The sequence below is a fragment of the Leisingera sp. genome (assembly GCF_034669605.1).
Classification (GTDB): Bacteria; Pseudomonadota; Alphaproteobacteria; order Rhodobacterales; family Rhodobacteraceae; genus Leisingera.
Genome location: NZ_JAXMOX010000003.1, coordinates 16,885 through 41,106 on the forward strand (window position 1 = coordinate 16,885; position 24,222 = coordinate 41,106).

Here is a 24,222-nt window from a genome sequence, read left to right on the forward strand (position 1 = left end):
TCCTTCACTTCCCCAGGCAGAAGCTCGAGAAAATCTCGTCCAGGAGATTCTCCACTCCGATCCGGCCCACCAGCGTTTCCAGCGCCCGTATAGCCGAGCGCATCTCCTCGGCGGCGATATCATAAAATCCAGGACCGCGCGATAGTATATCCTGCGCTTCGTCTAAACTTACCAAAGCAGACAACATCGCATCCCGGTGTCGAGCGCGCGTAGCAATACCCGCTTGAGACGACCGGTTTTTCAGAATCAGAGAGATGTGTTCGACAAGTCTGTCTATACCCTGCCCGGACTTTCCTGAGATCGCATTCTCTGCATCGCCGCGCAGGTCAGCCTTTGGTTGAAGACGGATATCTCCATCCTCCATCGCGACATCAAGAATGTCATTCTTCTCCGCCAAAAACACTCTTAAATCAGCATCTTCTGCGCGTTTCCGTGCTAAAGCGATACCAATACCTTCTACGTGGTCTTCGGTATCCCGTAATCCCGCGGTGTCCAGCAATGTCACCGGCAGGCCTGCCAGATCCATCCGCACTTCGATAACATCCCGGGTGGTGCCGGCAAATTCAGACGTAATGGCTGCCTCGCGGCCGGCCAACGCGTTCAATAGGGTTGATTTCCCGACATTGGGAGCCCCAATGATAGCCACTTCGAACCCGCTGCGGATCCGTTCTGCAATTTTCACTCCATCAGTTTCTCTTGCAAGGCCGGCTTGAACTTCGGCCAGTAGAGCAGAAACTTCCGGAGTTACATCTACTGGTACTTCTTCATCAGCGAAATCAATCGTTACTTCAATCAGGGATGCCGCACGGATTAAACTTGCGCGCCAGGTTTCAGCCAATTCCCCCAACCCGCCGGCAAGAATTATCTGGGCCTGTCTGCGTTGCGCTTCGGTTTCCGCGTCAATCAAATCCGCGAGCCCTTCAACCTGAGCCAAGTCCAGGTTGCCGTTTTCCAAGGCGCGACGGGTAAATTCACCCGGCTCAGCCATCCGCAAACCGGCGATACGGCCCAAGGTTTCAAGCACTGCTGCAACCACAGCTGTGCTTCCATGCACTTGAAATTCAACAGTATTTTCACCTGTGAAGCTTTTGGGAGCCGTAAAGCTCAGCACCAAAGCCTCATCAAGACGCTCTCCTGATTGGTCTTTCAGGATTTTCAGGCTTTTGCCCCGCGCCGGCAACGCGCCACGGCAAAGTTGCGCGCCGGCTTCATGCGCCAAAGGACCCGAGACGCGGATTACCGCGACCCCGGCCTTCCCCTGTGCGGAAGCCAGCGCAAAGATCGTTTCCATGGGATGGCCCTTCTTTTCCAGACCGCCCTGATTAGGTGTTCATCGAATCGAAGAACTCGGTGTTCGACTTTGTCTGCTTAAGCTTAGACAGCAGGAACTCAATCGCATCGGTTGTGCCCATCGGATTCAAAATCCGGCGCAACACAAAAGTCTTGGCCAGATCAACCTTGTCGACCAGCAAATCCTCTTTTCGGGTGCCGGACTTGAGTATGTCGATAGCCGGGAACACCCGCTTATCTGCAATCTTGCGGTCCAGCACGATTTCCGAGTTACCGGTACCTTTGAACTCTTCAAAGATCACTTCGTCCATACGCGAGCCGGTATCAATCAGCGCGGTGGCGATAATGGTCAGCGAACCACCCTCTTCGATGTTCCGGGCTGCACCAAAGAACCTCTTGGGCCGCTGCAGGGCGTTTGCATCAACACCCCCGGTCAGAACTTTGCCCGACGATGGCACCACGGTGTTAAAGGCTCTACCAAGTCTTGTGATGGAGTCCAAAAGAATCACAACATCTCGTTTATGCTCAACCAACCGCTTGGCCTTTTCGATGACCATTTCCGAGACTGCAACGTGGCGAGTCGCCGGCTCGTCAAAGGTCGAAGAGACAACTTCGCCCTTCACCGAACGTTGCATGTCAGTCACTTCTTCCGGGCGTTCGTCGATCAGCAGAACGATCAGATAGCACTCAGGATGGTTCTTCTCGATGGAGTGCGCGATATTCTGCAGGATCACCGTCTTACCTGTACGTGGCGGTGCAACGATCAGCGACCGCTGGCCTTTGCCGATCGGAGCCACCAGGTCAATCACCCGCGCCGAGCGGTCTTTGATGGTGGGATCCTCGACTTCCATTTTCAACCGTTCATCAGGATAGAGCGGAGTGAGGTTGTCGAAAGCGATCTTATGGCGGGCTTTCTCCGGCTCTTCAAAATTGATCAAAGTGACATTGGTCAGCGCGAAGTAGCGTTCGGTCTCTAGCGGCGCCTTGATCTGGCCGTCAACAGTATCGCCAGTCCGCAATGAATACTGGCGGATCATGTCGGGTGAAACATAGATATCGTCTGGACCCGGCAAATAGTTAGCTTCAGGCGAACGCAGGAAACCAAAACCGTCCTGCAATACTTCAAGCACGCCGTCACCGCTGATGTCCCAGCCCTCATCTGCACGTTCACGCAGGATCTGAAACATCATCTCGCCCTTGCGCATGGTCGAGGCGTTTTCGATCTCCAGCTCCTCGGCCATTGCCAACAGAGACTTGGGACTTTTAGCTTGGAGATCGGACAGATTCAGGGATTGCACGGTCATATAGATACGGCCTCTACTCCCCCGTTCATCCAGGGGTTGGTCACACGACAGGATTGGAAAACACGGTGGCCCGGACGGACCCGTTGGCTGCCATACATAGGGACTCGTTTCAGATGAGTCAAACGCCGGCTGGAGTCGTTCCGGGGCTGCAAGGCCCTTTTCTGCGCCTCTGCGTTAGAACTTGAAGATCACCGAGACAACAATCACCACCATCAGAACGGTAGGCACTTCGTTCATCAACCGGAACTGCCGGCCAGACAGTCTGTTCCCGCCGGCAGAAAAGTCGCGAAAGCGGAACAGAAGCCAGTGATGGAACCAGGTCATCGCGATCACTGACACGCCCTTGGTCCAGGGCCAGACCGAGCTCCAATCAACGATACCCGGTGTCAGCACAATGAATAGTCCAGCGGCCCACGACACATACATTGCTGGGCGCATGATAACCCGGAGGAGCTTTTCTTCCATTTCCAGAAAGATCGGTACTGTGTCCTGAACCTTCTGTGCTTGCTCCACGTGATACACGAACAGACGGGGGAGATAGAAAAGCCCTGCCATCCAGCTGAGTACAGCCATGATGTGCAGTGATTTGGCATACGGGTAGAGCGTGAACATCAGGTCGCTCGGATCCATAGGCAAGTCTCCCCGGTCAGATCTGATCACCCTAATAATTAAAGATATATTAGAAGGATGATGTTTTTGTAGTGTGCATGGATTCCGGTGGATAAGTGAATCTTCCTCCGCTTATCCCCAGCAGGGATAAGATTCCAGACTGGACGGGAAAGAAGTCATAAGATTCTTCTAAACACCCCGGAAATAAGGTGCGTTAACGCCGCGCATCCCCATCTGTGCTTGGGGATAAGGCTGGGATGAACCGGGGAGAGCCGGCATATCCACTAAAGCAAAGTTATCCTGACCCACAAAGGGCGACTCAGCGAACTGAATCCCGGGATGTGCGTCAACCCCGTGAGTCTTTACTTAACCGCGGAAAACCATACAAAACGTTCTGAAACCGTTTGCTTCTTTCCCACGGGGTTTTCCACATGACTGCCCACATAGTGCTGGCTTCTGGTTCCGGAATCCGGGCGCAACTGCTGCGTCAGGCCGGGATAGAATTTGAAATCGATGTACCGCGCCTGGACGAGCAGGCGATCAAATCTGCGCTCTTGGCCGAAGAGGCTCTTCCGCGCGATATTGCCGATGCGTTGGCAGAGGCGAAGGCGCGTAAAATCAGCGGAAAACATCCGGGAAAACTGGTGCTGGGATGTGATCAGGTGCTAGATTTCGAAGGGAACCTTCTTTCGAAACCTACCAGCGCCGAGGACGCGTTGTCTCAACTGAAGGGCATGCGTGGCAAACGGCATATGCTGTTGTCTGCGGCCGTGATTTACCGTGACGGTGAACCGATCTGGCGCCATGTAGGACAGGTCCGTCTGCTCATGCGGAACAGCACTGATGCATTTCTCGAGGATTATGTTGGCCGGAACTGGCCCAGCATCCGCCATGCGGTGGGTGCTTACAAGCTGGAGGAAGAAGGTGTGCGGCTGTTTGCCAGCGTCGATGGCAGCTACTTTAATGTTTTGGGATTGCCGTTGATGGAGCTTATCAGTTACTTGGGATTGCAAGGGGTAATCGAGCAATGACAGTAGCAAAAATCCCGCTCGCCGGCGTGATCGGCTGTCCGGTTGCACATTCCAAATCTCCGCAGCTCCACCGTCACTGGCTGAGCACATATGGTATTTCCGGCTACTATGTGCCGATGCATGTGGAACCTGAAGATCTGGCAGAGACGGTCCGGATGATGCCGAAGATGGGTTTTGTCGGGGCTAATGTCACTATTCCGCACAAAGAAGCGGTTATGGAGATTGCGGATAAGGTCACCGACCGGGCCAAACTCATTGGCGCCGCCAATACGCTGATTTTCCGAAGCGATGGAACAATCCTCGCCGACAATACGGACGGCTACGGCTTCATCACCAACCTGCACCAGGGAGCGCCGGACTGGGACCCGGAATCCGGCCCGGCGGTTCTATTGGGTGCCGGCGGTGCCTGCCGCGCGGTAGTTGCCTCATTGCTGGAGGCCGGAGTGCGGGAGATCCTGCTGACCAACCGCACCCGCGGCCGGGCCGATCAGTTGCATTCGGACTTTGGCAACCGGGTCCGGGTGGTCGAATGGGTCCAGGCCGGTAATGTCATCGAAGAAGGTGCGCTGATTGTGAACACCACCTCCTTGGGAATGCAGGGCAAGCCTCGTCTGCGGGTTCCGCTGGATGGGTTGCAGCCCGATGCGGTTGTGACCGACCTTATCTATGCGCCGTTGAAAACAGACTTGCTGCTGACGGCTGAGGATGCTGGCTGCACTGTGGTGGATGGGCTGGGCATGCTGTTGCATCAGGCTGTGCCAGGGTTTGAACGCTGGTTCGGACACCGCCCTGATGTGGATGCTGCAGCGCGGGCGGCGGCTCTCGGATGAGTTTCAGCCTTGGCCTTACTGGCTCCATCGGAATGGGCAAGAGCACGACCGCTAAATTGTTCGCCGCCAAAGGGTGTGCGGTCTGGGATGCAGATGCCGCCGTGCACCGGCTTTACAGCGCGGGAGGCGCTGCGGTTCGGCCAATGAGCGCGGCCTTCCCAGATGCTATCCAGAATGGCGCGGTAAACCGTGCTGGGTTAAAGTGTATCATCAGTGAAAATCCTGATGCATTGAAACATATCGAAGCTATCGTGCATCCGCTTGTCGCAAAGGACCGGGCAGAGTTCCGGACAAGAGCGCAAAGCGATATCCTGGTGTTTGACATTCCGCTGCTGTTTGAAACGGGCAGTGATGCTGAAATGGACGCAGTGGCTTGCGTGTTCGCTGATGCAGAGACACAGAAAGAGCGGGTTTTTGCCCGCGGCACGATGACGGTTAAGCAATTCGAGCATATCCTGCAAAAACAGATGCCGATTGAGGAGAAACGCGCCCGCGCCGATTATGCGATCGAGACGGACACGCTTGAGCACGCCGCGGCGCAGGTGACAGAGATCCTCGCAGACATCAGGAGGAAACTGGCAGATGCGTGAAATCGTTCTTGATACCGAGACCACCGGGTTTGATCCGTTCTCCGGTGACCGGATTGTTGAAATCGGTGCGGTAGAGCTGTACAATCACATGCCCACTGGCAAGACGTACCACGAATATATCAACCCGGAACGCTCGATGCCGGCTGAGGCGTTTTCGGTTCACGGCATCGGTCCTGACCTGTTGGAGCCGCCGCAAAAACCGCAACCCGGCGCGGTGACGCTGCGGGACAAACCGGTTTTTGCCAAAGTCGGGCAGAGTTTCCTAGATTTCGTGCAGGACTCCAAACTGGTCATTCACAATGCCAGCTTTGACATGAAGTTCCTGAACGCGGAACTGGACTGGATGGGCCTGCCCAAGCTGCCGATGGATCAAGCGCTCGACACGCTGGCGATAGCGCGCAAGAGATTTCCTGGTTCGCCAGCTACGCTGGACGCGCTGTGCAGGCGCTTCAATATCGACAACACCAACCGAACCTTGCACGGAGCACTGCTTGACTCTGAAATCCTGGCTGATGTCTATCTGGAGCTGATCGGCGGCCGCCAGCCGGATTTTGGTCTGTCTGCCCAATCAACTTCAGAGACAACCCGGGTGGAGGATGACTGGCGCCCTGTCCCCCGTCCATCGGCTTTGCCCCAGCGGATCACCGCAGAGGAACTGGCAGCTCATGAAGAATTCGTGGCCAACCTGGGGGAAGAGGCTTTGTGGAAGGTTTCCTGACCCAAGGCAGGATCCAAAAATGAAAAACGCCGCTGAATCACAGCGGCGTTTTTTTGGTTAGGCGGGCTTGAAACTTTACTGAGTAGGAGCTGCTGCCGCCGCTTCGGTCTGACGGCGGGCCAGTTCGTTGCGGTAGATCGCCACAAAATCAATGTTGTCCAGATTCAGCGGCGGGAAGCCGCCGTCGCGGGTGACGTCCGACACGATGCGGCGCAGGAACGGGAAGGTCATGCGCGGGCATTCGATCAGCAGGAACGGGTGCAGTTGGTCTTCCGGCACGCCGGCGATGTTGAAGACGCCGACATATTCCAGTTCCAGAACGAACAGGACTTCGCCGCCCTCCTTGTTCTTTGATTCAACAGTCAGCTTGGTGACAACTTCATACTGGTTCTCAACCGAGCGTTTTTTTGCATCCAGGTTCACCTGCACACTGACATCCGGCTGAACGTCGCCGCCGGTGCCCTTTTGCGCCATCACGTTTTCAAATGACATGTCGCGGATGAACTGGCCCAAAATGTTCATCTTGACTTGCGGCTGCTGCTGGGCTTCGCCGTTTTCGGCCATCGGGATACTCCTGAAAAATTCTTTTGACCGTGCTTAGCAGCTTGGTTCGGGTAGCTCAACGGGGGCCGTCGACCCAGCCTGACGGGCCGTTTGGACGGTCACTGGGAGTCACATCTTCGAAATCTCCGTCGATGGTGTCATCCGGCCTGCCGGCGGTCCCAGGATAGTGACGGCCCTGCATGCTGCCGGGCCCCATCTGGAACTGCGCCACTGTGACACGTGCCCGAAGGTAGCGGAAAACCGCCAGCCGCACCGGTGGCATCAGAAGGGCAAAACCAAAGGCATCTGTAAAGAACCCCGGAGTCAGCAGCAGCGCGCCGGCAAAAAGGATCATGGCACCATGGGCCAAAGGCTCGGCCGGATCGGACATTTGCTGGAAAGACGAGCGCAATTGCCCCATTGCCATTCGTCCCTGAGTTTTCACCAGCCAGGTGCCCAGCACCGCTGTCAGAACCACGATAGCCAAGGTCGGCCATAACCCGATTGCGCCGCCGATTTGAATAAACAGGGCAATTTCAATGATTGGAACCATTAGAAAGGCCAGGAAGATATACATGGAGTTTCCTTACGATCATACGCCCGGGCGGTAGACTTGCCCCCGTCCGTCACCTACATAAGGTCTGATCGCTTTGGTTTCAAACAAAGCACGAACGCCTAGCATGAGGTATCCATGGAGTCGCCTGTGATTCAGCTTTTGGTTCTGGCCGGTATTGCCGTGTTTCTGATCCTGCGCTTAAAAAGCGTACTTGGATCACGGGAAGGTTTTGAAAAGCCACCGCTGCCGCAATCCGAAGCGCGGAGCCGCCGGCCCGATCTGGAAGTGATCGAAGGCGGCCCGGACCGTGACATTACCGATTATGTGGCTGACGGCAGCCCGCAGGCTCTGGCACTGGCTGAGATGAAGCGGGCTGAACCGTCTTTTCAGGTGCAGGAATTTGTGCAGGGCGCGCGCAGTGCATATGAAATGATCCTGATGGGCTTTGAGCATGGCAACCTGGACGACATCCAGCCGTTCCTGGCCGAGGACGTCTTCGAAAGCTTCGTGGATGCCGTTGCGCAGCGTGAGGATCAGGGATTCAAAATCGAGGCCGAGTTTGTTGGCGTGCGTGAAACCACCGTGGCAGATGCCACATTTGACACACAGACGGGCCGGGCCGAAATCACCATGCGGTTTGTTGGTGAAATGACGTCCGTTGTCCGCGATCGCGGTGGCGACATCGTCGAAGGCGATCCCAAGGCTGTGAAGCGTCAGAAGGACACCTGGATCTTTGCCCGCAACATGGGCGCCGATGATCCCAATTGGCAGCTGGTAGCGACGGACGCATGATTGCGGCGCTTCGGGGGGTATTTGGGGCAGCTGCATTCGCAGGTGCCGCGATGACCGCCTCAGGGGCGCATTCTGAAACCGTGTCCAGCATCTTGGATTTTGCCCAATTGGACGGCTGGGCAAAAGACGATCATGCCCATGCGCTGCAGGTTTTTTTAGAAACCTGCAAGAACCTGAGGGATCCCGACTGGGCTGCCTTGTGCAAGGCCGCGCAAGCTCAGACTCCCGAAGGGGCACAGGCGTTTTTCGAGCTGTTCTTCCGCCCGGTTCTGATCGAGGATGGCAATCCAGCTCTGTTCACCGGCTATTTCGAACCTGAGCTGAGCGGTTCCCGCTATCCGACAGAACGCTTTCGCTACCCGGCCTACAAGATGCCGCCCGAGGCCCGCTCCACCGATTTGTGGCTGTCCCGGCGGGATATTCTGACCAGCGGTGTATTGGCAGACCGCGGGCTGGAGATTGCCTGGGTGGACGACCCGGTGGAGCTGTTCTTTTTGCAAATTCAAGGTTCTGGCAGGATCCGCCTGCCGGACGGCTCGATGATTCGGGTTGGCTACGGCGGCGCCAATGGGCACCCTTATAAATCCATCGGCAAGGAACTGGTGCGCCGCGGCGTCTACAACGCCCATCAGGTCAGTGCCCAAGTGATCAAATCCTGGGTCCGGCGCAACCCGTCGGACGGCAGGGAACTGCTGTTCCACAATCCGTCCTATGTGTTCTTCCGCGAAGTGCGCAAAGTATCCGCGTCCAAAGGGCCGCTTGGCGCAATGAACCGGTCGGTCACGCCGATGCGAACTATTGCCGCCGACCCCGCATACACTCCGCTGGGTGCGCCGGTCTGGGTGGAAAAGGATGGACATATGCCCCTGCGCCGCCTGATGGTGGCGCAGGATACAGGATCCGCAATAAAGGGCGCGCAGCGGGCTGATATATTTGTCGGTACAGGTGATGCCGCCGGCGAGACCGCTGGAACGATGAAAGACCCCGGGCGGATGGTTGTTCTGCTGCCGATTCAGCGGGCCTATGCGATGCTGCCGGACGACCTTTGAATGACACGGCGGAAACTGACAGGAGATGAGATCGACCTCTGGCACAAGGTTGTGAAACACGCGGAACGCATGCATCCCGGCGGGCCTTCCAAGCCGCCTGCCCCGCCGATGCTGAAACCCAAACCGGTTAAGCCACTTGAGCCGGGACTGGATCCGTTTGAGATTGGCAGCCGCGCCAAGCCAAAGCCTCTGAAACACGATTTAAAGCCGTCTCTTGCCCGCAGCCTGGCCAGCGATCCGGTGCAGATGGATGAGAAATCCTTCCGCCGCATGAAGCGCGGTAAGCTTAAGCCGGAAGGCAAGCTGGACCTGCACGGCATGCGGATCGACTCCGCGCATCCTGCTCTCACCCGGTTTATCCTGTCTGCCCAAGCCTCCGGAAAACGGCTGGTTCTGGTGATCACCGGCAAGGGAAAGCACCGCGACGAGCCAGGTCCGATGCCGGTTCCGCGCGGAGTGTTGCGCCACAAGGTGCCGCAATGGTTGTCATTGCCGCCGCTGGCGCAAGCGGTGATGCAGGTCACCCCTGCCCACATCAGCCATGGCGGTGAAGGTGCCTACTACGTCTATCTCAGACGCAGCCGTTGAACCCGCCTATCTGTTGTCTGCGGGCGTTTTTTCCAGTGCAACCTTGATGGTTCTGTCTTGAATGACAATTTGACCCGGCAGGATCTTTCGCAGCAGGTCCTGTCTATGCGTAAACGAGTCCGCGGTTTCCCGAGCACTGTTTAGCAATGCAATCAGCGCCGGCGAGGAGGCTGCCACAAAATGCTGCGTCTCCGCTTCACCTGCAAAGGCCGTGGTGTCGATCACTTCAACCGGCAGACCGTTGACTGCGTCAAGGCTGTCCAGATTCCCGAGCCGTTCACGGCCATTCAGGCCGCGCAGGTGTTGTGACAGGGTCAGAACGTTATCTTTTCGCGACACGAAAATCAGGAACGGTTGCGGCACCTGCTTGAATCTCCGCATCTGAGATTTAAACACGTCGACATCCAAATCTGGTGACATCAGGATGACACCGCCCAGGTTCTGCGCTGTCCAGCCGGGAGATTTGATCTCCATCTGGCGCAGGGTTTCCATCGTCAGCAGCCCCCCCATGGAATGGGCAACGAGTACAATACGCTCGACCGCGGAAGCGCGCAGTTTGCGCAGCAGAGCTTCCAGCCCGTCACGGGCAAACAGCACACTGTCGCCATCGTAGGCATAGCCAAGCGGACGGCCCTTGCTTGGCCAGGAATAGATAACCGTTGCCCCGGGGAGGTTGATGTCATGAGCAAGCTGGGCAGCCCTAAAAGCGGTCTCGGCCTGGGTGGAATTGAAGCCGTGCACAAAAACCGTGACTTCGCGCTCCTTTCGGGGAAACTTTGCCAGTTCTTGCTGCAGCCGGATGGAAAAGGCGGCCTCGGTTTCGAATGTCTTGCGTCCCGCCATGGTGAATTCAGTGACGGGGTCCGGTTTCGCATAGCCGAACTTCAGCGAGCCGGGTTTATGATCCGGCGGAATTGAAACCGTGAGTTCAAGGAGGCTGACTGCATCGGTGCGGTCCGGCCCAAAGGTGCCGTCAGGCAGCGGTTCACGGTTTGTGGCGGCAAAAATGGTCTTAGGTGTGCCCAGTTCCAGCGCTTCTGGAACTGTTGGCGTATAAGATCTGTCAGTACAAGCCGCCAGAAAGACCATGATCACACCGGAAATCAGGCGCAGCCCGTGCATTTTGTTTACCTCAATCAATTGGTGGCAGGCTACTGCACCTGCCGCCAAAGTCCAGAGGCTGCAATTTTGCCTGGTGTTTTACAGCACGTATCGGCTGACATCGGCTGACCGGCCAAGTTCGCCCAGGTTTTTCTTCACAAAACTTGCGTCCACAGTGACTGTGTCGCCCGGCCGGTCCGGGGCAGTAAAGGAGAGCTCCTCAAACACCCGCTCCATCACTGTGTAAAGTCGGCGTGCGCCTATGTTTTCCACCGCCTGGTTCACTTCGGCGGCGATTTTGGCCAACGCGGCGATACCGTCGTCGGTAAAGGTCACTTCGACGTCTTCCGTGCCCATCAATGCAGTGTATTGGAGTGTCAAAGCATTGTCGGTCTCGGTCAGGATACGCACGAAATCCGCTTCGGTCAGCGCCCGCAGGCTCACCCGGATCGGCAGACGGCCCTGCAGTTCCGGCAGCAAGTCCGAGGGTTTGGCAATATGGAAGGCACCGGAGGCGATGAACAGGATGTGGTCGGTCTTGACCGGCCCGTGTTTGGTGCTGACGGTAGTGCCCTCGATCAGCGGCAGCAGATCCCGCTGCACACCCTCGCGGCTGACGTCGCCGCCCCGGGTTTCCTGGCGCGCGCAGACCTTGTCTATCTCGTCCAGGAAGACGATGCCGTTCTGCTCCACCGATTCCAGCGCGATGCGGGTCACGGTCTCATCATCCAGCAGTTTGTCAGCCTCTTCGCTGATCAGCACCTCATAGCTTTCAGAAACGGTCATCTTCTTGCGGGTGGTTCGGCCGCCCATCGCCTTGCCGAATAGATCACCTAGGTTCAGAGCGCCGATGTTGCCGCCGGGCTGGCCGGGAATTTCGAACATATTGCCCATCGGATTGGAGGTGTCTGCGACATCCAGTTCGATCACTGTGTCGTCCAGTTCGCCTGATTTCAGCTTCTTTCGGAACATCTCGCGGGTTGCTTCACGGGCATCCGTGCCGGCGATAGCTTCCAAAACCCGGTTCTCGGCGGATTTTTGAGCTTTGGCCTTCACATCCTCGCGCATGAATTCGCGGGTCTGGGCAATGGCGCCGTCAGCGAGATCCCGGATGATCTGCTCCACATCGCGGCCGACATAACCGACTTCTGTGAATTTTGTCGCTTCAACCTTGATGAAGGGCGCGCGCGCCAGTTTTGCCAGCCGGCGGGAAATCTCTGTCTTGCCGACTCCTGTGGGGCCGATCATCAGGATGTTCTTCGGATACACCTCATCACGCAGGTCATCGGAAAGCTGTTTGCGCCGCCAGCGGCTGCGCAACGCCACGGCAACAGCACGTTTGGCTTCTTTCTGGCCGATGATGAAACGATCCAGTTCAGAGACGATTTCGCGAGGGGTCAGATCAGTCATGGATATTTCCGTTTCAATGGGATGGCGGCAGCCGGCCAAGCGGCAGCACGCCAGACAAGAGTGAGAGCAGCACAGCCCGGATATGGCTCCAGAAGGCCCCCAAAGCCACCAGGAACACGCCAAGTGCCAGGATCGTAATGGCGGTGCCTTCGCCGCTGAAGACTGTTCCTGCGAGGGAAACACTGTAGCCGATTGCGGCAATCAGGAACGAGCGCCGGTCAATGATGATTGCAATCAGGGCAAACACCAGCAGGACGCTGATCAGCAGCATGTTGGAACCAGAAGTTCCGGCGTTCAGCAGGCTGAGGGCAATTGTATTCACCAAGGCCGGGGCTGCAACGACGTGCAGCCAGAAACCTTGGGCCGAGCGTCTGGTCACACGGTGCGGATCGCTGAGATCAAACGACATGGCTACGGTAAATACGGCGAACCCTACGGCCAATGTGATCCAAGCAAACGGCCCGCTGGCCGATAGCAGAAACAGGTCGCTCACCCCGGCAGGGGTGCCTGCCTGTATCGATCCCGACAACAGGGCGAGGACAAAAACACCCAAAGCGATCAGCGCCATGGCAAAAGGAACGCGAAAGCGGAGCCAAAACACAGTGACGGCGGCCGTTGCCAGCGCAAATGGCAGCGGCAGGCTTGAATAGTCGTTTTGCGCAATCATGAAGGGCTGGGAAAAACCAGCCGAGAAACCGGCACCGGCGTTGCCGGCCCACAGAAGGGAAAGAGCAATCGCTGGTGCGACCATGCGGCGGCGGCGTATGAAATATTCAGACAGCATCCATAGCACGGCTGCGCCGGCGATGGCTGAATAGATCGCCTTGTCCTGGTAACCGCCGATTGACCCAGCCAGATCAACGGCTGTGAAGGCCATCCAGCCAGAAGCCAGGATCACAAGCCCGATGACAATGAAGATTTCATTGAACCCTTTGAAAAGCTCAAAGGGTTCATCCCCTGGTGCCAGGTTCTCCCGTGCGCCTCTGCGGCTATGCGCCATAGCCAGAAGCGACGCGGCCTGGGCCTCGGTCAACAATCCGGACCCAACAGCAGCCCGCAGATCATTTTGATCAACCTGGGTCACGTCAGCTTTCCTGGCCTATGCTTTCAACAGTGAGGTTGCCATTGGTGTAGACGCAGATATCGGCAGCGATGGCCATGGCATCACGGGCCACTTGTTCGGCGGATTTTCCGCTGTCCATCATACCGCGGGCGGCAGCCAGTGCGAAATTCCCGCCCGAGCCGATAGCGGCTACATTGTGCTCAGGCTCCAGCACGTCGCCGGCACCGGTGATGACAAACATGTCTGCGCCATCGGTGACGATCAGCATGGCCTCAAGTTTCTGCAGGTATTTATCGGTGCGCCAGTCCTTGGCCAGCTCGACACTGGCCCGTGCAAGCTGGCCAGGAGTCGCCTCAAGCTTGGTTTCCAGCCGCTCCAGCAGGGTGAAGGCGTCGGCTGTCGAGCCGGCAAAACCCGCCACCACGTCAAATCCGCCCGGTGACAAGCGACGCACCTTGCGGGCCGTGCCTTTGATCACCGTCTGCCCCAGCGACACCTGGCCGTCGCCGGCGATGACAACCTGGCCATCCTTCTTCACACCGATGATGGTGGTGCCGTGCCAGCCGGGGAATTGATCGTCTGCCATATATGCCTCCGCTTTATTGCCCTCTATATGGAACCATCCCACCGTCGGCACAAGAGAACGCGCAAAGTCCATTGCCGGGCAGCAGCTGCATGGCTGTTCACTGCTATGCAGTAAATGCAAATCGGGGCTGTTGAACCGGCAATTGTGAGACTCAGCCGCACATCCTACATGGGGTTCACAACCGGCACAGGGTCGGCTGTTTCTCAGAAGGACTAGCGCTATGACTACCGCAAACATCTATGCGCCGCTCGGAGCAGTCACCGTTCTCCGCGTGGTCGACGGACTGATCAACGTGAAAACTGCTCTCGTGGAATGGAACGAGGCCCGTCAAACCCGCAAGGCTCTGGCACAATTGTCGGACGATCAGCTGGAAGACATTGGTATGAAACGCGCTGATATCTCTAAAATCTGATCCCTGTTTATCCAGAGTTTTGAATGAGCCGCCCGCTATCGGGCGGCTTTGTTCATTTCCGGACACTGGTTTTATACTTGCCAGCCTGATCCGGCAGCCAGGCCTCAATTGCAGCAGTGGCGACCACATGATGCGTTCCGGCTTCGGCATCCTCTACGTCCAGCCCGCCTTTCACGGCTCGCACGCTGGCCCGGCCCCGCGGCAGATCCTGTGCCACTAAATCGCAATCCACTGCTTCCGGCTGCTGCACGGCAACCGTCACGTCCACCCGCATTTCGTTGTGATCAATCCCGAGCTTGGAAAACAGAGTGATCGACGAGTGGTGCAATGCGTCCTGCACTGCACGGCGGGCTGCCTTTGTGTAGTTTTGGCCATACAGATCATTGCCGGTGCCCATTTCCAGGATAATGCGTTTTTCGTTCATTCCTCCGCCTCCATGTCAAAGGACACAACCACGGCCGCATTGGCGATCACCGTGCGCCCGCCTTGGGGCTTGTCGATATTGAGCCCCCCTTCCACAACACGGATGCTGGGCTGGCCGTAAGGGAAAATCCCCAACAGCGCATCCTTGTCCACGGACTCGGGTTTCTGGACCCCGATCTCAGCGTCGATGATCATATCTTCTTTCTGAAAATCAAATAGTTCCGCCATGTTGACGGAATTATGCCACAGCGCGTCCTTGATCGCGCGGCGAGCGGCTTCGGTGTAATCTTCACGCCGGAGCGATGTACCCATGCCGAATTCCACCAATACCCGTGTCTTGGCCATAGTGCCTCCTGTACCTGTTCTGGGCGGGACGGTTGCAGGCAATGGGCGCAAAGGAAAGAGCCAGTTTGCCGTCCGCAGGTGCACCAGTGTTTGCGGGCAAAAGAAAAGGGCTGTCCCCGCGGGGACAGCCCTTTTAAATCTGCAACAGGGATCAGAGTCAGATCGACTCTTCAATCCAGCTTTGCAGCGCTGCTTTGGGAGCCGCGCCGGCACGGTTCGAAACCACTTGGCCGTCCTTGAAGATAAACAGCGCCGGAATACCGCGCACGCCCATGGCGGCGGCCGAATTCGGGTTGTTGTCAACATCGACCTTGGCAATTTTCACCTTGCCGCCGAATTCCGCGGCCAGTTCTTCCAGAGCGGGACCGATCTGCTTACAGGGGCCGCACCACTCAGCCCAGAAATCCACTACTACGGGGATATCGGAGTTCTTGACTTCGGCGTCAAAAGTGGCGTCGGTGACGGCTACGGTGGACATATGCATGTCTCCATGAGTGTGTGGCAACTGGAGTTGGAACCTAGGTACGGCTTAACCGATCGTCAAGGTTCCATACGCCGCAGCAGTGCCTCTGTCACAAGCTTGTGCGGCAGCGGCATAAGGGTGGCATTGCGGGTCCAAAGCAACGCGGTTTCGATGGCGCGGTCCGGATAAATCTGCGCCAGCGCATGGGCATAGGCCCCCATCTGCCGCAGCAGGCCTTCCGGGCATTGCTGAGGAGTTTCGGGTACAGTCACGTTGGATTTAAAATCCACCGCCAGGACTTTTTCCGGGGTTACAACCAGCCGGTCTATGATGCCATGCAAGCGCGATCCGTAAAAATCTGCGGTAACGGGCACCTCCGACAATGTGTCATTCTGGAAAATGTGAGAGAGGGCAGCGTTCTGAAGAACGCCCGAGGCCTCAACCAGCAGCTCTGCGCCGTCATCTGCTTCCTGCAATAGATTTTGAGCCAATACGGGCCACTCCTCCCGCAGCCGGCCGGGCAGATGCTCCAACAGAAGATGCAGCCGGGAGCCGCGCGCCTTGGCCGCCTCCTCGTCCAGGCCCTGATCCCCTGGCAAGGCCTTGGACCCGCCCAGATCCGAGGGGCTGAGAGCCGGCGCCGGCGCAGCATAAGGTCCTGACGGACGGGTAAAGACTTCCGGCAGACTGTGTTTCTCAACGCTTTGGCCAGGCTTTTCAACCAGAGGAAGTCCGTCCCAATCACCGTGTTGCAGGCGAAGTCCAGTGCCGCCTTCGATATCAAGCTCCACCGCCCCGTTGTCCCGCAAGGCGCGTTCCGCCATACGGTACCAGCTGTCGTTCATCTCACCGACGTCGCCTGCTGCGGCAACGATCAACCATTTTTCCGCTCGGGTTAGAGCCACATACAATAGGCGCAGCCGTTCATTTTTCAGTTTCTCCTGCGCGGCTTCACGGGCGGCCAGCATCGCGGCTGGCATCTGGTCCTTGGGCAGCTTCCAGACTGGAGTGCCATCCGCCAGCATGATTTCGGCATCCCGCGGTGGCTGTCGTTTGGCGGTGTCCGGAAGGATCACGATCGGAGCCTCCAGACCTTTCGAGCCATGCACCGACATCACCCGGATCATATTGCCTGCTGCACCCATCTGGCGTTTGATCTCCAGATCATCGGTCTGCATCCAGACCAGAAAACCGGTGAGGCTGGGCACATCGGTGCGTTCATAGGCCAGTGCCTGCGACAGCAGCGCGTTGACACCGTCCTCAGCTTCCGGTCCCAGCCTGCCCAGCAGTTTCTGACGGCCGCCGTGACGGGTCAGAATGCGCTCAATCAGGTCATAGGGTCGCAGGAAGTCGGCATTGGCGCGCAGATCATTCAGCACGGCCATGGTTTCGGGAAACTCCCCTGCCCGGTCGCGCAATGCCGGCCACAGGAACATCGCCTCCCGCCGGTGTGCCAGATCGAACAGCGCCTGCTCGCTCCAGCCGAACAGAGGTGATTTCAGAGCCTCCGCCAGTGACAAAGAGTCTTCCGGCAAGGCCAGGAACCGCAACAGTGCTGCGATATCCTTGACCGCCATTTCGGCGCCCACCTTAAGGCGGTCGGCGCCGGCGATCGGCAGTTCTGCCTTTTTACATGCACGTATGATCTCCGAGAACAGATCGGAGCGGCGCTGCACCAGGATCAGGAAATCTCCGGCCTGCACCGGGCGGCGCTGGAAGGTGCCGGGCTCAGAGCCGTCCTCTGGGATTGTGGTGCCGGTCTCGATCATTCCCTTGATCGACTGAGCGATGCGTTCGGCGAGGATCACTGTGTGATGCCGGCTGCTGGGCCGGTCGACGGGGCTGGTCCAATCGGGATCCTCGTCATCCTCGACCTTCCCGACCACCGGCCAAAGGTCCACCCGGCCGGGCAGATCGGATTTGAAAGCGCGGTGCAGCGCGTCTTTGCGAAAACCGGCGCGGGGGCTGTCGCGGAACACCAAGTCCACCAGTTTCAGGATCGCTGCAGAGGAGCGGAAGGAGAAATCGAGCGATGCGTCTTGCAGACCTGCCCCGGTTTCCGACAGCCTGTTCCCGAATTCCAGCTGCATCCGGTCAAAGGCATCCGGGTCGGCGCCTTGGAAGGAATAGATCGACTGCTTCTTGTCGCCGACCACGAATATCGTGCGTTCGACATCCGAGCGGGCGCCCTCGCCGGCAGTGAATTCCTGCGCCAGTTTCTCGATCACGTCCCATTGCACCGGGCTGGTATCCTGCGCTTCGTCCACCAGGATGTGGTCGATGCCGCCGTCCAGCCGGTACAGCACCCAGGCCGCAACGCCGGGATCGTTTAGCAGTTGCCGGGCCTTCAGGATCAGGTCGTCGAAATCGAGCCAGCCGCGCAACTGTTTGCGGCGCTCATACTCCGGCAGGAAGGTGGCAGCGAAGCGGTGCAGATCGTGGCTTTTCCGGGCAGCAGCCAGGGCAATGCGCTTGGTGCGCGCATCCTCGATCCGCCGCATCAGCGGCTCCAGCTGATCCATCAGCGAAAGATGCGATTCGCGCAGCTTCTTGGTTGGGAACTTGTCCAGTTTCGCCGTAAAAGGTTCCTTGGCCCCGGGACCGGTCAGGAACAGGCTCTCCAGTGTGTCAAGGTCGGCGCGCGTGGGTTTGGTGATGCCGGCGAGCTTGTCCGCGGCTTTCTGATCGGAGCTGCTGCCTTGCCCGAGCATATCGCGGGTGCGCTGCAGCAGCTCTTCCTCGCCGCCCAAGAAAACCAGGGCTTCCAGCGCAGTTTCGTCAAAATCCGCCGGCAGCTCAAACAGGTCCAGTAAGCCGTTCCAATCCAGCGGCCGGGAGAAATCGGCGCGGCGCTGACACACGGCTGCGGTCAGTGTTTCGAAATCGCTGTCGCTGACATAGCGTGCCAAGGCCTCCACAAGCGGTGCCTCGGTAGCTTGGGCAAAGTCTTCCATGATTTCAGCGCGCAGCATCTGGCCTGCGCGGTCATCCATTTCGGAAAACTGCGGGCTGACGCCGGCCTCCAGCGGGAAGCGGCGCAGCAGCGACGAACAAAAGGAGTGAATGGTCTGGATTTTCAACCCGCCCGGCGTCTCAATCGCGCGGGCAAACAGGGTGCGGGCCTGCGCGAGGTCGTTGGGTCCGGTGCTGAGCTCTCCCAGTTCGGTCAAGGCAGTGATCAGTGCTGGATCTCCCAGCATCGCCCATTCACCCAGCCGCTTGAACAGCCGGTTCTGCATCTCGCTGGCGGCGGCCTTGGTGTAGGTCAGGCACAGGATGTGCTGCGGCTGCACGCCTTTCAGCAACAGCCGCGCAACCCGGTCAGTCAGCACTTTGGTTTTGCCGGACCCGGCATTGGCGGCCAGCCATGTCGAGGCATCAGGCCGGGCGGCACGGAATTGCGCCTCGGAGGCGGCATCACGGATGGTCATGACAGATCCTCCGGCTGCGGTGTGGCGCTGCGGTCCCATTCGCCGTAGCGCGCAAGGTGGTCATAGTCGCCAGCAATATCGTCACGATACACCATGCGGCGGCTCGAATAGCCTTGTTCAGGCTCGAAATAAGCCCCGATCAAAGTGTGCAGCTCGTCCCAGATCTTGGCCGGAGGTTCCGCCTCCAGCGGTGCACGCACTTCTTTCATGCTGGACCCCAGCCCGATGAACAGCGCGCGGGCCACTTCTGCCGGGCCCAGGCCGTCAAAGGCGCCTTGCTCGGCCATGGCGGCCTCGATCAGCAATTGTTTTTCGAACTTCTTCTGCTGTGCTTCGCTGGGGGGGGCACCGGTCTTGTAGTCATACAGATGCAGAAAACCGCGGTCGTCCATGTCGATACGGTCGGCGCGGCAGGCGATGGTGAAATCCAGCGGATCCAGCCGCGCGCTGCCTTTGGCTTCAAAGGCGACCGGTTTGGCACGCGATTGGCGTTCCTGCTCTGCCAGCACAAAGTCACTGGCGATCCTGCGGATGCGGCTGTGCCACAGGATGCGCGCAACCGGCCAGGGGACGTGGCTTTTCAGCAATGCGCGGGTTTTGTCGATCAGGTGACCGGCGGTCAGCAGGGAAGGATCCGTTTGGACTTCCTTGATGAACCGTTCAAACACCTCATGCACCACAATGCCGCGCAGCAACGCATCCGGTTCTTGAACCAAAGGGGTCAGAGGCTTCAACCGCAGAACATGTTTGGCATATATCGCATAGGGGTCGCGGATCAGTCGGGGAATCTCCGTAATCGTCAGGCGCCGCGGCCGTGCCGAAACCGGCGGACGCGGTGAGGGACGCGGCACTTGGGGGATCGGCGTTGGTTCTTCCAGCGCCTCCGCCCAGCCCAGCCACTGGCGGCCCTTGGCGCGCATCGTTTCCAGCGCCGCGCGGCCGCCCTGATCCGGCAGGCCGGACAGCAGGTTGGTCAGCCGGTTCAGCCAGCGTGAGGGCACAGTGTCGGCTTCCTCTGACCGTGCGGCGCGGGTCAGCCAGACCTCGGGTGCGGCGATAGCCTGCTGGAAATCATGCGCTGACAGGCCGATGCGGCGTTCCGGCAGCAACAGGCCGGCCTGGTTGCGCAGCTGTCGGTTCAGCCAGGGATCGGGGCTGGCGGCCTCCGGCCAGCTGCCTTCGTTCAGACCGCCAAGGATCACCAGATCGGCGCCTTGCACGCGGGCTTCCAGCGTGCCCCATATCATGATTGAGCCATAGGGCGCATCGCGGTCGCGTACCTCTCCCTGGCTCAGCAGTGCGCCCAAGAGGTCGGCAAAATCGCGCGCGGACATGTTGCCGCCATGAGAGGCTTCGGCTTCGAGATTTTCTATGCAGGCAAGCGCGGCCTGCCCGGCCTTCTTATCCCAGAGGGTGCCCGAGCCGTCTGCCTGGCTGCCTGCAGCGATGTGTTGTGCCAGTTCACGCAGGCGCTGAACCCAGTTTACCAAAGGCAGGGTGCCGGTGAATTCCTGATCCGCGAAACAGGCGGTTAGCCAATCCACCCACCCGGGTGTCAGATCCCGGCCGTTTTCAAACCCTGCAAAGGCTGCGGCATCTGGGAACGGCGGGCCGTTGCGGCGCAGGGAAAGCTCCAGTTCGCGGGTCTGACGAAGATGGCTGCCGCGCTCCGCACCATCGTGGGCCAACGGGTGCTTCAGCAGCGTCAGCAGACTGTCGCAGGCCAGAGGTTTGCAAAACAGTCCTGCCACATGGCGCAGGAACCGGCCCGGAGGTGAAAGCTGCAAGGGCTGGCCAGCGGAATCGTCAGGCAGGATCTCCCAGCGGTCCAGTGCAGCAGAGACCTGGCGGGTCAGCATCCGGTCCGGGGTGATCAGCGCGGCGGTCTGCCCGTCCTCCGCGGCCTGCCGCAGGCGCAGTGCGATGGCCAGCGCCTCGGCACGGGGGGTGGCGGCCTCGACCAGCGTGACGTTTTCCGTTGCTGTGTCCAAACCGGTCAGATGCGGGCCTTCGTTCATCCAGGCATCTGTTACCGGGGCAGGGCGCAGGGCCAGCGACACCAACCGGTTGCGGGCGGGCGAGACCGGCGGTGTTTCGGTCCAGGGCTGCACGTCGCCCGGTGAAAGCTCCAGGTCCTTCATCAGCTTGTGAAAGCGGTATTGCGGGTGATCTTCCGAGATCATCGGATCATCCAGCCCGTTCCAGACATGATCCGGCTGGTCAAAGTCGTACCCGGGCAGCACCACCGCGCCCTGGGGCAGGCGGGCGATGGCCTGCATCAGCATCAGAGTGGTCCCGCGGGAGCCAGTTGAGCCGGCCAGAATGATGGGATGCTGCGGCGGGCTGTGTTGCCATTGTTCAATCAGGTTCAGCACCACTTGCCGCTGCCGGGCCTGGGCGTCCATCGCGCCTTCATGCAGGCCGGTGAACTCATCTGCGATACCGATGAAAGCCTGCGCCCGGGCCCAGTGGCCCGACATGTCGGTGACATCAAGATCGCGGATCGCATCGGTGCTGACGCCTTCACCCTGCATCTCGTCAATCAGCGCGGCCAGGCTGTCGGAAAGATCGTAAAGCGAGGCGCGGGAGGCGAGATCGGGCTGGGCGTCGAGCAGTTTTGCAATCAGCTGCGACAGCTCCAACCGGCGCCGCAGCGGAGGCAGGGCGGGGGGCAGGCCGTCCAGGGTGGCGCGCTGTGCCAGGTCGGTGAGCATCAGCATCCGCGGCAGCAGCAGTGGCGGACCGTCGTCAAACAGGCCCCGCACCCGCCGCGCCATGCGGGAGGTGTTGACGATAAGCTCGGCCCGCGCCAGTACCTCGGGCGGCTGTCCCTGGCTGCGATTGCGCAAGCCCTCGACCAGTGCGCGCGGGAAATCGACGCCGCAGGGCACGGCAAAGACGCGCGGTTTGCTGGCTGGTTCAAACATCATCGGCGGCTAACAGGTCCTCGGCCAGTGTGATTCCCTCAGGATGGCCCACATCGCACCAGCGGCCGGGATACTCCAGCGCAAACAGCCGGTTTTCTGCGGCCATTTGGTTCCACAGGACATTCAGCGAGAACACCTGTTCCGGAACCTGATGCAACCCGTCCGTTTTCAAGATCTGCACCCCGCCATAGACCAGATTACCGCCACGGCTGATGCGGCCTGCGGCATCAGCCGAGAAATCCCCGCTGCCGGTGCGGCCCACGGTCCGCTCCAGCGGCACGCAGACCAGCAGCGCGTCCATCCGATCAGGATCCCAAGCATCCTGCGCCAATTGCAGCGGGTTCGGACCCTTCCATATTGCGTCAGTGTTCATAGTGAAAACCGGCCCGTCTCCCAGCAATGGTAAAGCCTGGCGCAGCCCGCCGCCGGTGTCGAGAATCTCGGGGGTTTCGAGACTGATGAGTACCTTTTCAGGCTCTAATATAGCTTTAAGCGGCTCTGGCTTGTAATGCAGATTTGCCACGATCCGGGCCGGCCGGATGGCTTGGGCCAATTCCAGCGCATGGGCGATAAGCGGCCGGCCCGAGACTTCGATCGTCGGTTTCGGCTTGTCGCGGGTAAGTTCCCGCATACGGGTGCCGAACCCGGCGGCAAACAGCATGACGGCATCGGGGGAGCGCTGCATCAGGGCCTCAGCTTGTCCAGGTTTTCCGGAGATGGGGGGGGCAGGTTTTCACGCAGAAGACCCGCAACCGGGGCCAGTGCAGGGTGCTCCAGCCCGCGGATGAAATGATCCCAAACCCGCGGGATCAGGTCCAAGTAAAGGGGTTTGCCGTATTCCACGCTGAGCCGGGCAAATACGCCAAGGATACGCAGATTCCGCTGCACGCCCAGTACTGTATAGGCGGTGCGGAAGCCGGATTCATCCACTCCGGCGGCAGCGATATAGCGGCCCATCATTTGCATTTCGACGGCGGCCGGCACATCGCGGCGGGCATCCTGCAGCAGCGACACCAGGTCGTAGGCACAGTGGCCGGCGCGGGCGTCCTGGAAGTCCAGAAGACCAACGCGCGCCACTCCGTCGCGGTCCGGCAGCCACAGCAGGTTTTCGGCGTGATAGTCACGTTGGATCAGAACAGGATCGCCTTTGACAGTTTCACGCAGGATGTCTTCGAACTGATCCTCGAACCGGGTTTGCAGATCCGGGTCATGGCCGCCGAGGACGCCGTCCCGGTATTTCAGCAATGCCAGACCGGCCATTTCCGCCATAATTCTCGGGCCATATGGTTGCAGATCCGGTATCGGTGCACGATGCAAGGAAACCAGGGCGTCAGTGGCCGCCTCATAAAGTTCCTTCTGCAGCGACGGTTGCCGCTGGATGGCACGGGCAAAAAGATCATCGCCCAGGTCTTCCAGTAGCAGAAAGCCATTCTCAACGTCCTGCGCCAGAATCTCCGGGGCGCTGAGGCCCTGGTGACGCAGATAGTTGGCAATACGGATGAAAGGGCGGACATCCTCGCCCTTTTCCGGCGGTGCGTCCATCAGCACAACGGTTTTGCCATCACCGGCGGTCAGCCGTTCATAGCGCCGGTTGGAGGCATCGCCGGCCAACGGACTGCGCAGCCATCCGGTATAAGACGTTGCCGATAGAAACGCCTGGCATCGGGAAGTTCGGTCATTCATGCGCAGATGCGCTCCATCAGGGGCTGCCATTTCGCATCGCTCCAGCTGAGCGTCAAATGGCGGCGGTCTTCGTGTTCCGGGTTCAGCGCCAGCGTGAGGCGCAGGGCATGAGGCGGCGTCAGTTCCGCCAGCCGGTCGGGCCATTCCACCAGGCAGATGGCGGTCTCAAAAGCGTCAGTCAGTCCCAGCTCCTCCATCTCGTCCAGGGAGGACAGCCGGTAGAGGTCAGTGTGCCACAGCTCGCCGGCGGGCACGTCATATGTTTGCACTAGTGTGAAAGTGGGCGAGGGGACGTCTTCTGGACACTGCATCAGCGACTGAATCAAGTGGCGGGCGAAATGGGTTTTGCCGGCGCCGATTACCCCCTCCAGCAACAGGCAATCGCCGGGGCGCAGGGCCCCGGCGATCTGTGCGGCCAATCGGGCCGTATCGTCCGGTGAGTTCAGCGTGCAGGACGCGGTATCTGTTGTCATGGCGC

The 24,222-nt window shown here is 59.1% G+C and carries 25 protein-coding genes; 8 read left to right on the forward strand and 17 right to left on the reverse strand.

Annotated features, from left to right (window positions below; translation table 11 throughout):
- Positions 1-4: 4 nt before the first annotated feature.
- The 3 genes from mnmE to VOI29_RS00605 all read right to left on the reverse strand — a co-directional run bounded on the left by mnmE (position 5) and on the right by VOI29_RS00605 (position 3,224).
- On the reverse strand, positions 5-1,291 hold the full coding sequence (mnmE, locus tag VOI29_RS00595) for a tRNA uridine-5-carboxymethylaminomethyl(34) synthesis GTPase MnmE (protein WP_323775524.1): 1,287 nt from the start codon (positions 1,289-1,291) through the stop codon (positions 5-7).
- Between the two features lie 31 nt (positions 1,292-1,322).
- Complete coding sequence (gene rho, locus VOI29_RS00600) at positions 1,323-2,594, reverse strand: transcription termination factor Rho (protein WP_323775525.1); 1,272 nt, start codon at positions 2,592-2,594, stop codon at positions 1,323-1,325.
- A gap of 174 nt (positions 2,595-2,768) precedes the next feature.
- Positions 2,769-3,224: a CopD family protein gene (locus VOI29_RS00605; RefSeq protein ID WP_323775526.1), complete on the reverse strand. Its 456-nt coding sequence runs from the start codon at positions 3,222-3,224 to the stop codon at positions 2,769-2,771.
- Between the two features lie 410 nt (positions 3,225-3,634).
- Between VOI29_RS00605 and VOI29_RS00610 the strand changes: the two genes are divergently transcribed.
- Genes VOI29_RS00610 through dnaQ form a run of 4 tightly spaced genes read left to right on the forward strand, consistent with a single transcriptional unit; the run spans position 3,635 to position 6,372 of the window.
- Complete coding sequence (locus VOI29_RS00610; protein ID WP_323775527.1) at positions 3,635-4,234, forward strand: nucleoside triphosphate pyrophosphatase; 600 nt, start codon at positions 3,635-3,637, stop codon at positions 4,232-4,234.
- Complete coding sequence (locus VOI29_RS00615) at positions 4,231-5,064, forward strand: shikimate dehydrogenase (RefSeq protein WP_323775528.1); 834 nt, start codon at positions 4,231-4,233, stop codon at positions 5,062-5,064. Before VOI29_RS00610 ends, VOI29_RS00615 begins: the two co-directional genes overlap by 4 nt.
- Complete coding sequence (gene coaE, locus VOI29_RS00620) at positions 5,061-5,654, forward strand: dephospho-CoA kinase (protein ID WP_323775529.1); 594 nt, start codon at positions 5,061-5,063, stop codon at positions 5,652-5,654. The genes VOI29_RS00615 and coaE overlap by 4 nt, the downstream gene beginning before the upstream one ends.
- A complete protein-coding gene (gene dnaQ, locus VOI29_RS00625; protein ID WP_323775530.1) occupies positions 5,647-6,372 on the forward strand; it encodes a DNA polymerase III subunit epsilon in 726 nt (241 codons plus the stop codon). Before coaE ends, dnaQ begins: the two co-directional genes overlap by 8 nt.
- Before the next feature lie 75 nt (positions 6,373-6,447).
- Here dnaQ and secB read toward each other — a convergent pair whose 3' ends face one another.
- Positions 6,448-6,936 (reverse strand): protein-export chaperone SecB, encoded by a 489-nt coding sequence (secB, locus tag VOI29_RS00630; RefSeq protein ID WP_323775531.1) that lies wholly within the window; start codon positions 6,934-6,936, stop codon positions 6,448-6,450.
- 55 nt (positions 6,937-6,991) lie between these two features.
- A complete protein-coding gene (locus VOI29_RS00635; RefSeq protein ID WP_323775532.1) occupies positions 6,992-7,492 on the reverse strand; it encodes an FxsA family protein in 501 nt (166 codons plus the stop codon).
- A gap of 114 nt (positions 7,493-7,606) precedes the next feature.
- Between VOI29_RS00635 and VOI29_RS00640 the strand changes: the two genes are divergently transcribed.
- The 3 genes from VOI29_RS00640 to VOI29_RS00650 are packed head-to-tail and all read left to right on the forward strand — an operon-like array spanning position 7,607 to position 9,900.
- Entirely contained in the window at positions 7,607-8,263 is a 657-nt protein-coding gene (locus VOI29_RS00640; RefSeq protein ID WP_323775533.1) for a Tim44/TimA family putative adaptor protein, read from the forward strand.
- Positions 8,260-9,312: a murein transglycosylase A gene (locus tag VOI29_RS00645; RefSeq protein ID WP_323775534.1), complete on the forward strand. Its 1,053-nt coding sequence runs from the start codon at positions 8,260-8,262 to the stop codon at positions 9,310-9,312. The genes VOI29_RS00640 and VOI29_RS00645 overlap by 4 nt, the downstream gene beginning before the upstream one ends.
- A complete protein-coding gene (locus VOI29_RS00650) occupies positions 9,313-9,900 on the forward strand; it encodes a Smr/MutS family protein (protein WP_323775535.1) in 588 nt (195 codons plus the stop codon). It begins immediately after the preceding gene.
- 6 nt (positions 9,901-9,906) lie between these two features.
- Here VOI29_RS00650 and VOI29_RS00655 read toward each other — a convergent pair whose 3' ends face one another.
- The 4 genes from VOI29_RS00655 to hslV all read right to left on the reverse strand — a co-directional run bounded on the left by VOI29_RS00655 (position 9,907) and on the right by hslV (position 14,060).
- Entirely contained in the window at positions 9,907-11,022 is a 1,116-nt protein-coding gene (locus VOI29_RS00655) for an alpha/beta hydrolase (RefSeq protein ID WP_323775561.1), read from the reverse strand.
- Between the two features lie 78 nt (positions 11,023-11,100).
- Entirely contained in the window at positions 11,101-12,411 is a 1,311-nt protein-coding gene (gene hslU, locus VOI29_RS00660) for an ATP-dependent protease ATPase subunit HslU (protein ID WP_323775536.1), read from the reverse strand.
- Between the two features lie 13 nt (positions 12,412-12,424).
- Entirely contained in the window at positions 12,425-13,495 is a 1,071-nt protein-coding gene (locus VOI29_RS00665; protein WP_323775537.1) for a hypothetical protein, read from the reverse strand.
- A 1-nt stretch (position 13,496) separates the two neighbouring features.
- Positions 13,497-14,060 carry an ATP-dependent protease subunit HslV gene (gene hslV, locus VOI29_RS00670; protein ID WP_323775538.1) on the reverse strand — a complete coding sequence of 188 codons (564 nt, stop codon included), beginning with the start codon at positions 14,058-14,060 and terminating at the stop codon, positions 13,497-13,499.
- 220 nt (positions 14,061-14,280) lie between these two features.
- On the opposite strand from hslV, the gene VOI29_RS00675 reads away from it, so the two are divergent.
- A complete protein-coding gene (locus VOI29_RS00675; protein ID WP_323775539.1) occupies positions 14,281-14,472 on the forward strand; it encodes a DUF1127 domain-containing protein in 192 nt (63 codons plus the stop codon).
- Between the two features lie 52 nt (positions 14,473-14,524).
- Here the strand turns inward: VOI29_RS00675 and VOI29_RS00680 are convergent, their stop codons facing one another.
- From VOI29_RS00680 to tsaE, 8 genes are all read right to left on the reverse strand, one after another.
- Positions 14,525-14,896: a Lin0512 family protein gene (locus VOI29_RS00680; protein WP_323775540.1), complete on the reverse strand. Its 372-nt coding sequence runs from the start codon at positions 14,894-14,896 to the stop codon at positions 14,525-14,527.
- Positions 14,893-15,240 carry a Lin0512 family protein gene (locus VOI29_RS00685; protein ID WP_323775541.1) on the reverse strand — a complete coding sequence of 116 codons (348 nt, stop codon included), beginning with the start codon at positions 15,238-15,240 and terminating at the stop codon, positions 14,893-14,895. The genes VOI29_RS00680 and VOI29_RS00685 overlap by 4 nt, the downstream gene beginning before the upstream one ends.
- A gap of 157 nt (positions 15,241-15,397) precedes the next feature.
- Positions 15,398-15,718, reverse strand: coding sequence for a thioredoxin (gene trxA, locus VOI29_RS00690; RefSeq protein ID WP_323775542.1), 321 nt, complete (start codon positions 15,716-15,718; stop codon positions 15,398-15,400).
- A gap of 62 nt (positions 15,719-15,780) precedes the next feature.
- Positions 15,781-19,134, reverse strand: coding sequence for a double-strand break repair helicase AddA (gene addA, locus VOI29_RS00695; RefSeq protein WP_323775543.1), 3,354 nt, complete (start codon positions 19,132-19,134; stop codon positions 15,781-15,783).
- Entirely contained in the window at positions 19,131-22,064 is a 2,934-nt protein-coding gene (addB, locus tag VOI29_RS00700) for a double-strand break repair protein AddB (RefSeq protein WP_323775544.1), read from the reverse strand. The genes addA and addB overlap by 4 nt, the downstream gene beginning before the upstream one ends.
- Complete coding sequence (locus VOI29_RS00705) at positions 22,054-22,746, reverse strand: nucleotidyltransferase family protein (protein ID WP_323775545.1); 693 nt, start codon at positions 22,744-22,746, stop codon at positions 22,054-22,056. Before VOI29_RS00705 ends, addB begins: the two co-directional genes overlap by 11 nt.
- Positions 22,746-23,744 (reverse strand): aminoglycoside phosphotransferase family protein, encoded by a 999-nt coding sequence (locus VOI29_RS00710; RefSeq protein ID WP_323775546.1) that lies wholly within the window; start codon positions 23,742-23,744, stop codon positions 22,746-22,748. The genes VOI29_RS00705 and VOI29_RS00710 overlap by 1 nt, the downstream gene beginning before the upstream one ends.
- On the reverse strand, positions 23,741-24,217 hold the full coding sequence (gene tsaE, locus VOI29_RS00715; RefSeq protein WP_323775547.1) for a tRNA (adenosine(37)-N6)-threonylcarbamoyltransferase complex ATPase subunit type 1 TsaE: 477 nt from the start codon (positions 24,215-24,217) through the stop codon (positions 23,741-23,743). Before tsaE ends, VOI29_RS00710 begins: the two co-directional genes overlap by 4 nt.
- Between the last annotated feature and the right edge of the window lie 5 nt (positions 24,218-24,222).

Bases quoted from the DNA above. Each gene is read 5' to 3' on its own strand.
- dnaQ (WP_323775530.1), top strand. From the start codon at position 5,647: ATGCGTGAAATCGTTCTTGATACCGAGACCACCGGGTTTGATCCGTTC.
- VOI29_RS00675 (WP_323775539.1), top strand. From the start codon at position 14,281: ATGACTACCGCAAACATCTATGCGCCGCTCGGAGCAGTCACCGTTCTC.
- VOI29_RS00615 (WP_323775528.1), top strand. From the start codon at position 4,231: ATGACAGTAGCAAAAATCCCGCTCGCCGGCGTGATCGGCTGTCCGGTT.
- VOI29_RS00610 (WP_323775527.1), top strand. From the start codon at position 3,635: ATGACTGCCCACATAGTGCTGGCTTCTGGTTCCGGAATCCGGGCGCAA.
- VOI29_RS00655 (WP_323775561.1), bottom strand. From the start codon at position 11,022: ATGCACGGGCTGCGCCTGATTTCCGGTGTGATCATGGTCTTTCTGGCG.
- addA (WP_323775543.1), bottom strand. From the start codon at position 19,134: ATGACCATCCGTGATGCCGCCTCCGAGGCGCAATTCCGTGCCGCCCGG.
- addB (WP_323775544.1), bottom strand. From the start codon at position 22,064: ATGATGTTTGAACCAGCCAGCAAACCGCGCGTCTTTGCCGTGCCCTGC.
- VOI29_RS00645 (WP_323775534.1), top strand. From the start codon at position 8,260: ATGATTGCGGCGCTTCGGGGGGTATTTGGGGCAGCTGCATTCGCAGGT.
- VOI29_RS00680 (WP_323775540.1), bottom strand. From the start codon at position 14,896: ATGAACGAAAAACGCATTATCCTGGAAATGGGCACCGGCAATGATCTG.
- hslV (WP_323775538.1), bottom strand. From the start codon at position 14,060: ATGGCAGACGATCAATTCCCCGGCTGGCACGGCACCACCATCATCGGT.
- VOI29_RS00605 (WP_323775526.1), bottom strand. From the start codon at position 3,224: ATGGATCCGAGCGACCTGATGTTCACGCTCTACCCGTATGCCAAATCA.
- VOI29_RS00650 (WP_323775535.1), top strand. From the start codon at position 9,313: ATGACACGGCGGAAACTGACAGGAGATGAGATCGACCTCTGGCACAAG.
- VOI29_RS00635 (WP_323775532.1), bottom strand. From the start codon at position 7,492: ATGTATATCTTCCTGGCCTTTCTAATGGTTCCAATCATTGAAATTGCC.
- coaE (WP_323775529.1), top strand. From the start codon at position 5,061: ATGAGTTTCAGCCTTGGCCTTACTGGCTCCATCGGAATGGGCAAGAGC.
- VOI29_RS00705 (WP_323775545.1), bottom strand. From the start codon at position 22,746: ATGCAGCGCTCCCCCGATGCCGTCATGCTGTTTGCCGCCGGGTTCGGC.
- secB (WP_323775531.1), bottom strand. From the start codon at position 6,936: ATGGCCGAAAACGGCGAAGCCCAGCAGCAGCCGCAAGTCAAGATGAAC.
- hslU (WP_323775536.1), bottom strand. From the start codon at position 12,411: ATGACTGATCTGACCCCTCGCGAAATCGTCTCTGAACTGGATCGTTTC.
- VOI29_RS00685 (WP_323775541.1), bottom strand. From the start codon at position 15,240: ATGGCCAAGACACGGGTATTGGTGGAATTCGGCATGGGTACATCGCTC.
- VOI29_RS00710 (WP_323775546.1), bottom strand. From the start codon at position 23,744: ATGAATGACCGAACTTCCCGATGCCAGGCGTTTCTATCGGCAACGTCT.
- VOI29_RS00640 (WP_323775533.1), top strand. From the start codon at position 7,607: ATGGAGTCGCCTGTGATTCAGCTTTTGGTTCTGGCCGGTATTGCCGTG.
- tsaE (WP_323775547.1), bottom strand. From the start codon at position 24,217: ATGACAACAGATACCGCGTCCTGCACGCTGAACTCACCGGACGATACG.
- rho (WP_323775525.1), bottom strand. From the start codon at position 2,594: ATGACCGTGCAATCCCTGAATCTGTCCGATCTCCAAGCTAAAAGTCCC.
- mnmE (WP_323775524.1), bottom strand. From the start codon at position 1,291: ATGGAAACGATCTTTGCGCTGGCTTCCGCACAGGGGAAGGCCGGGGTC.
- trxA (WP_323775542.1), bottom strand. From the start codon at position 15,718: ATGTCCACCGTAGCCGTCACCGACGCCACTTTTGACGCCGAAGTCAAG.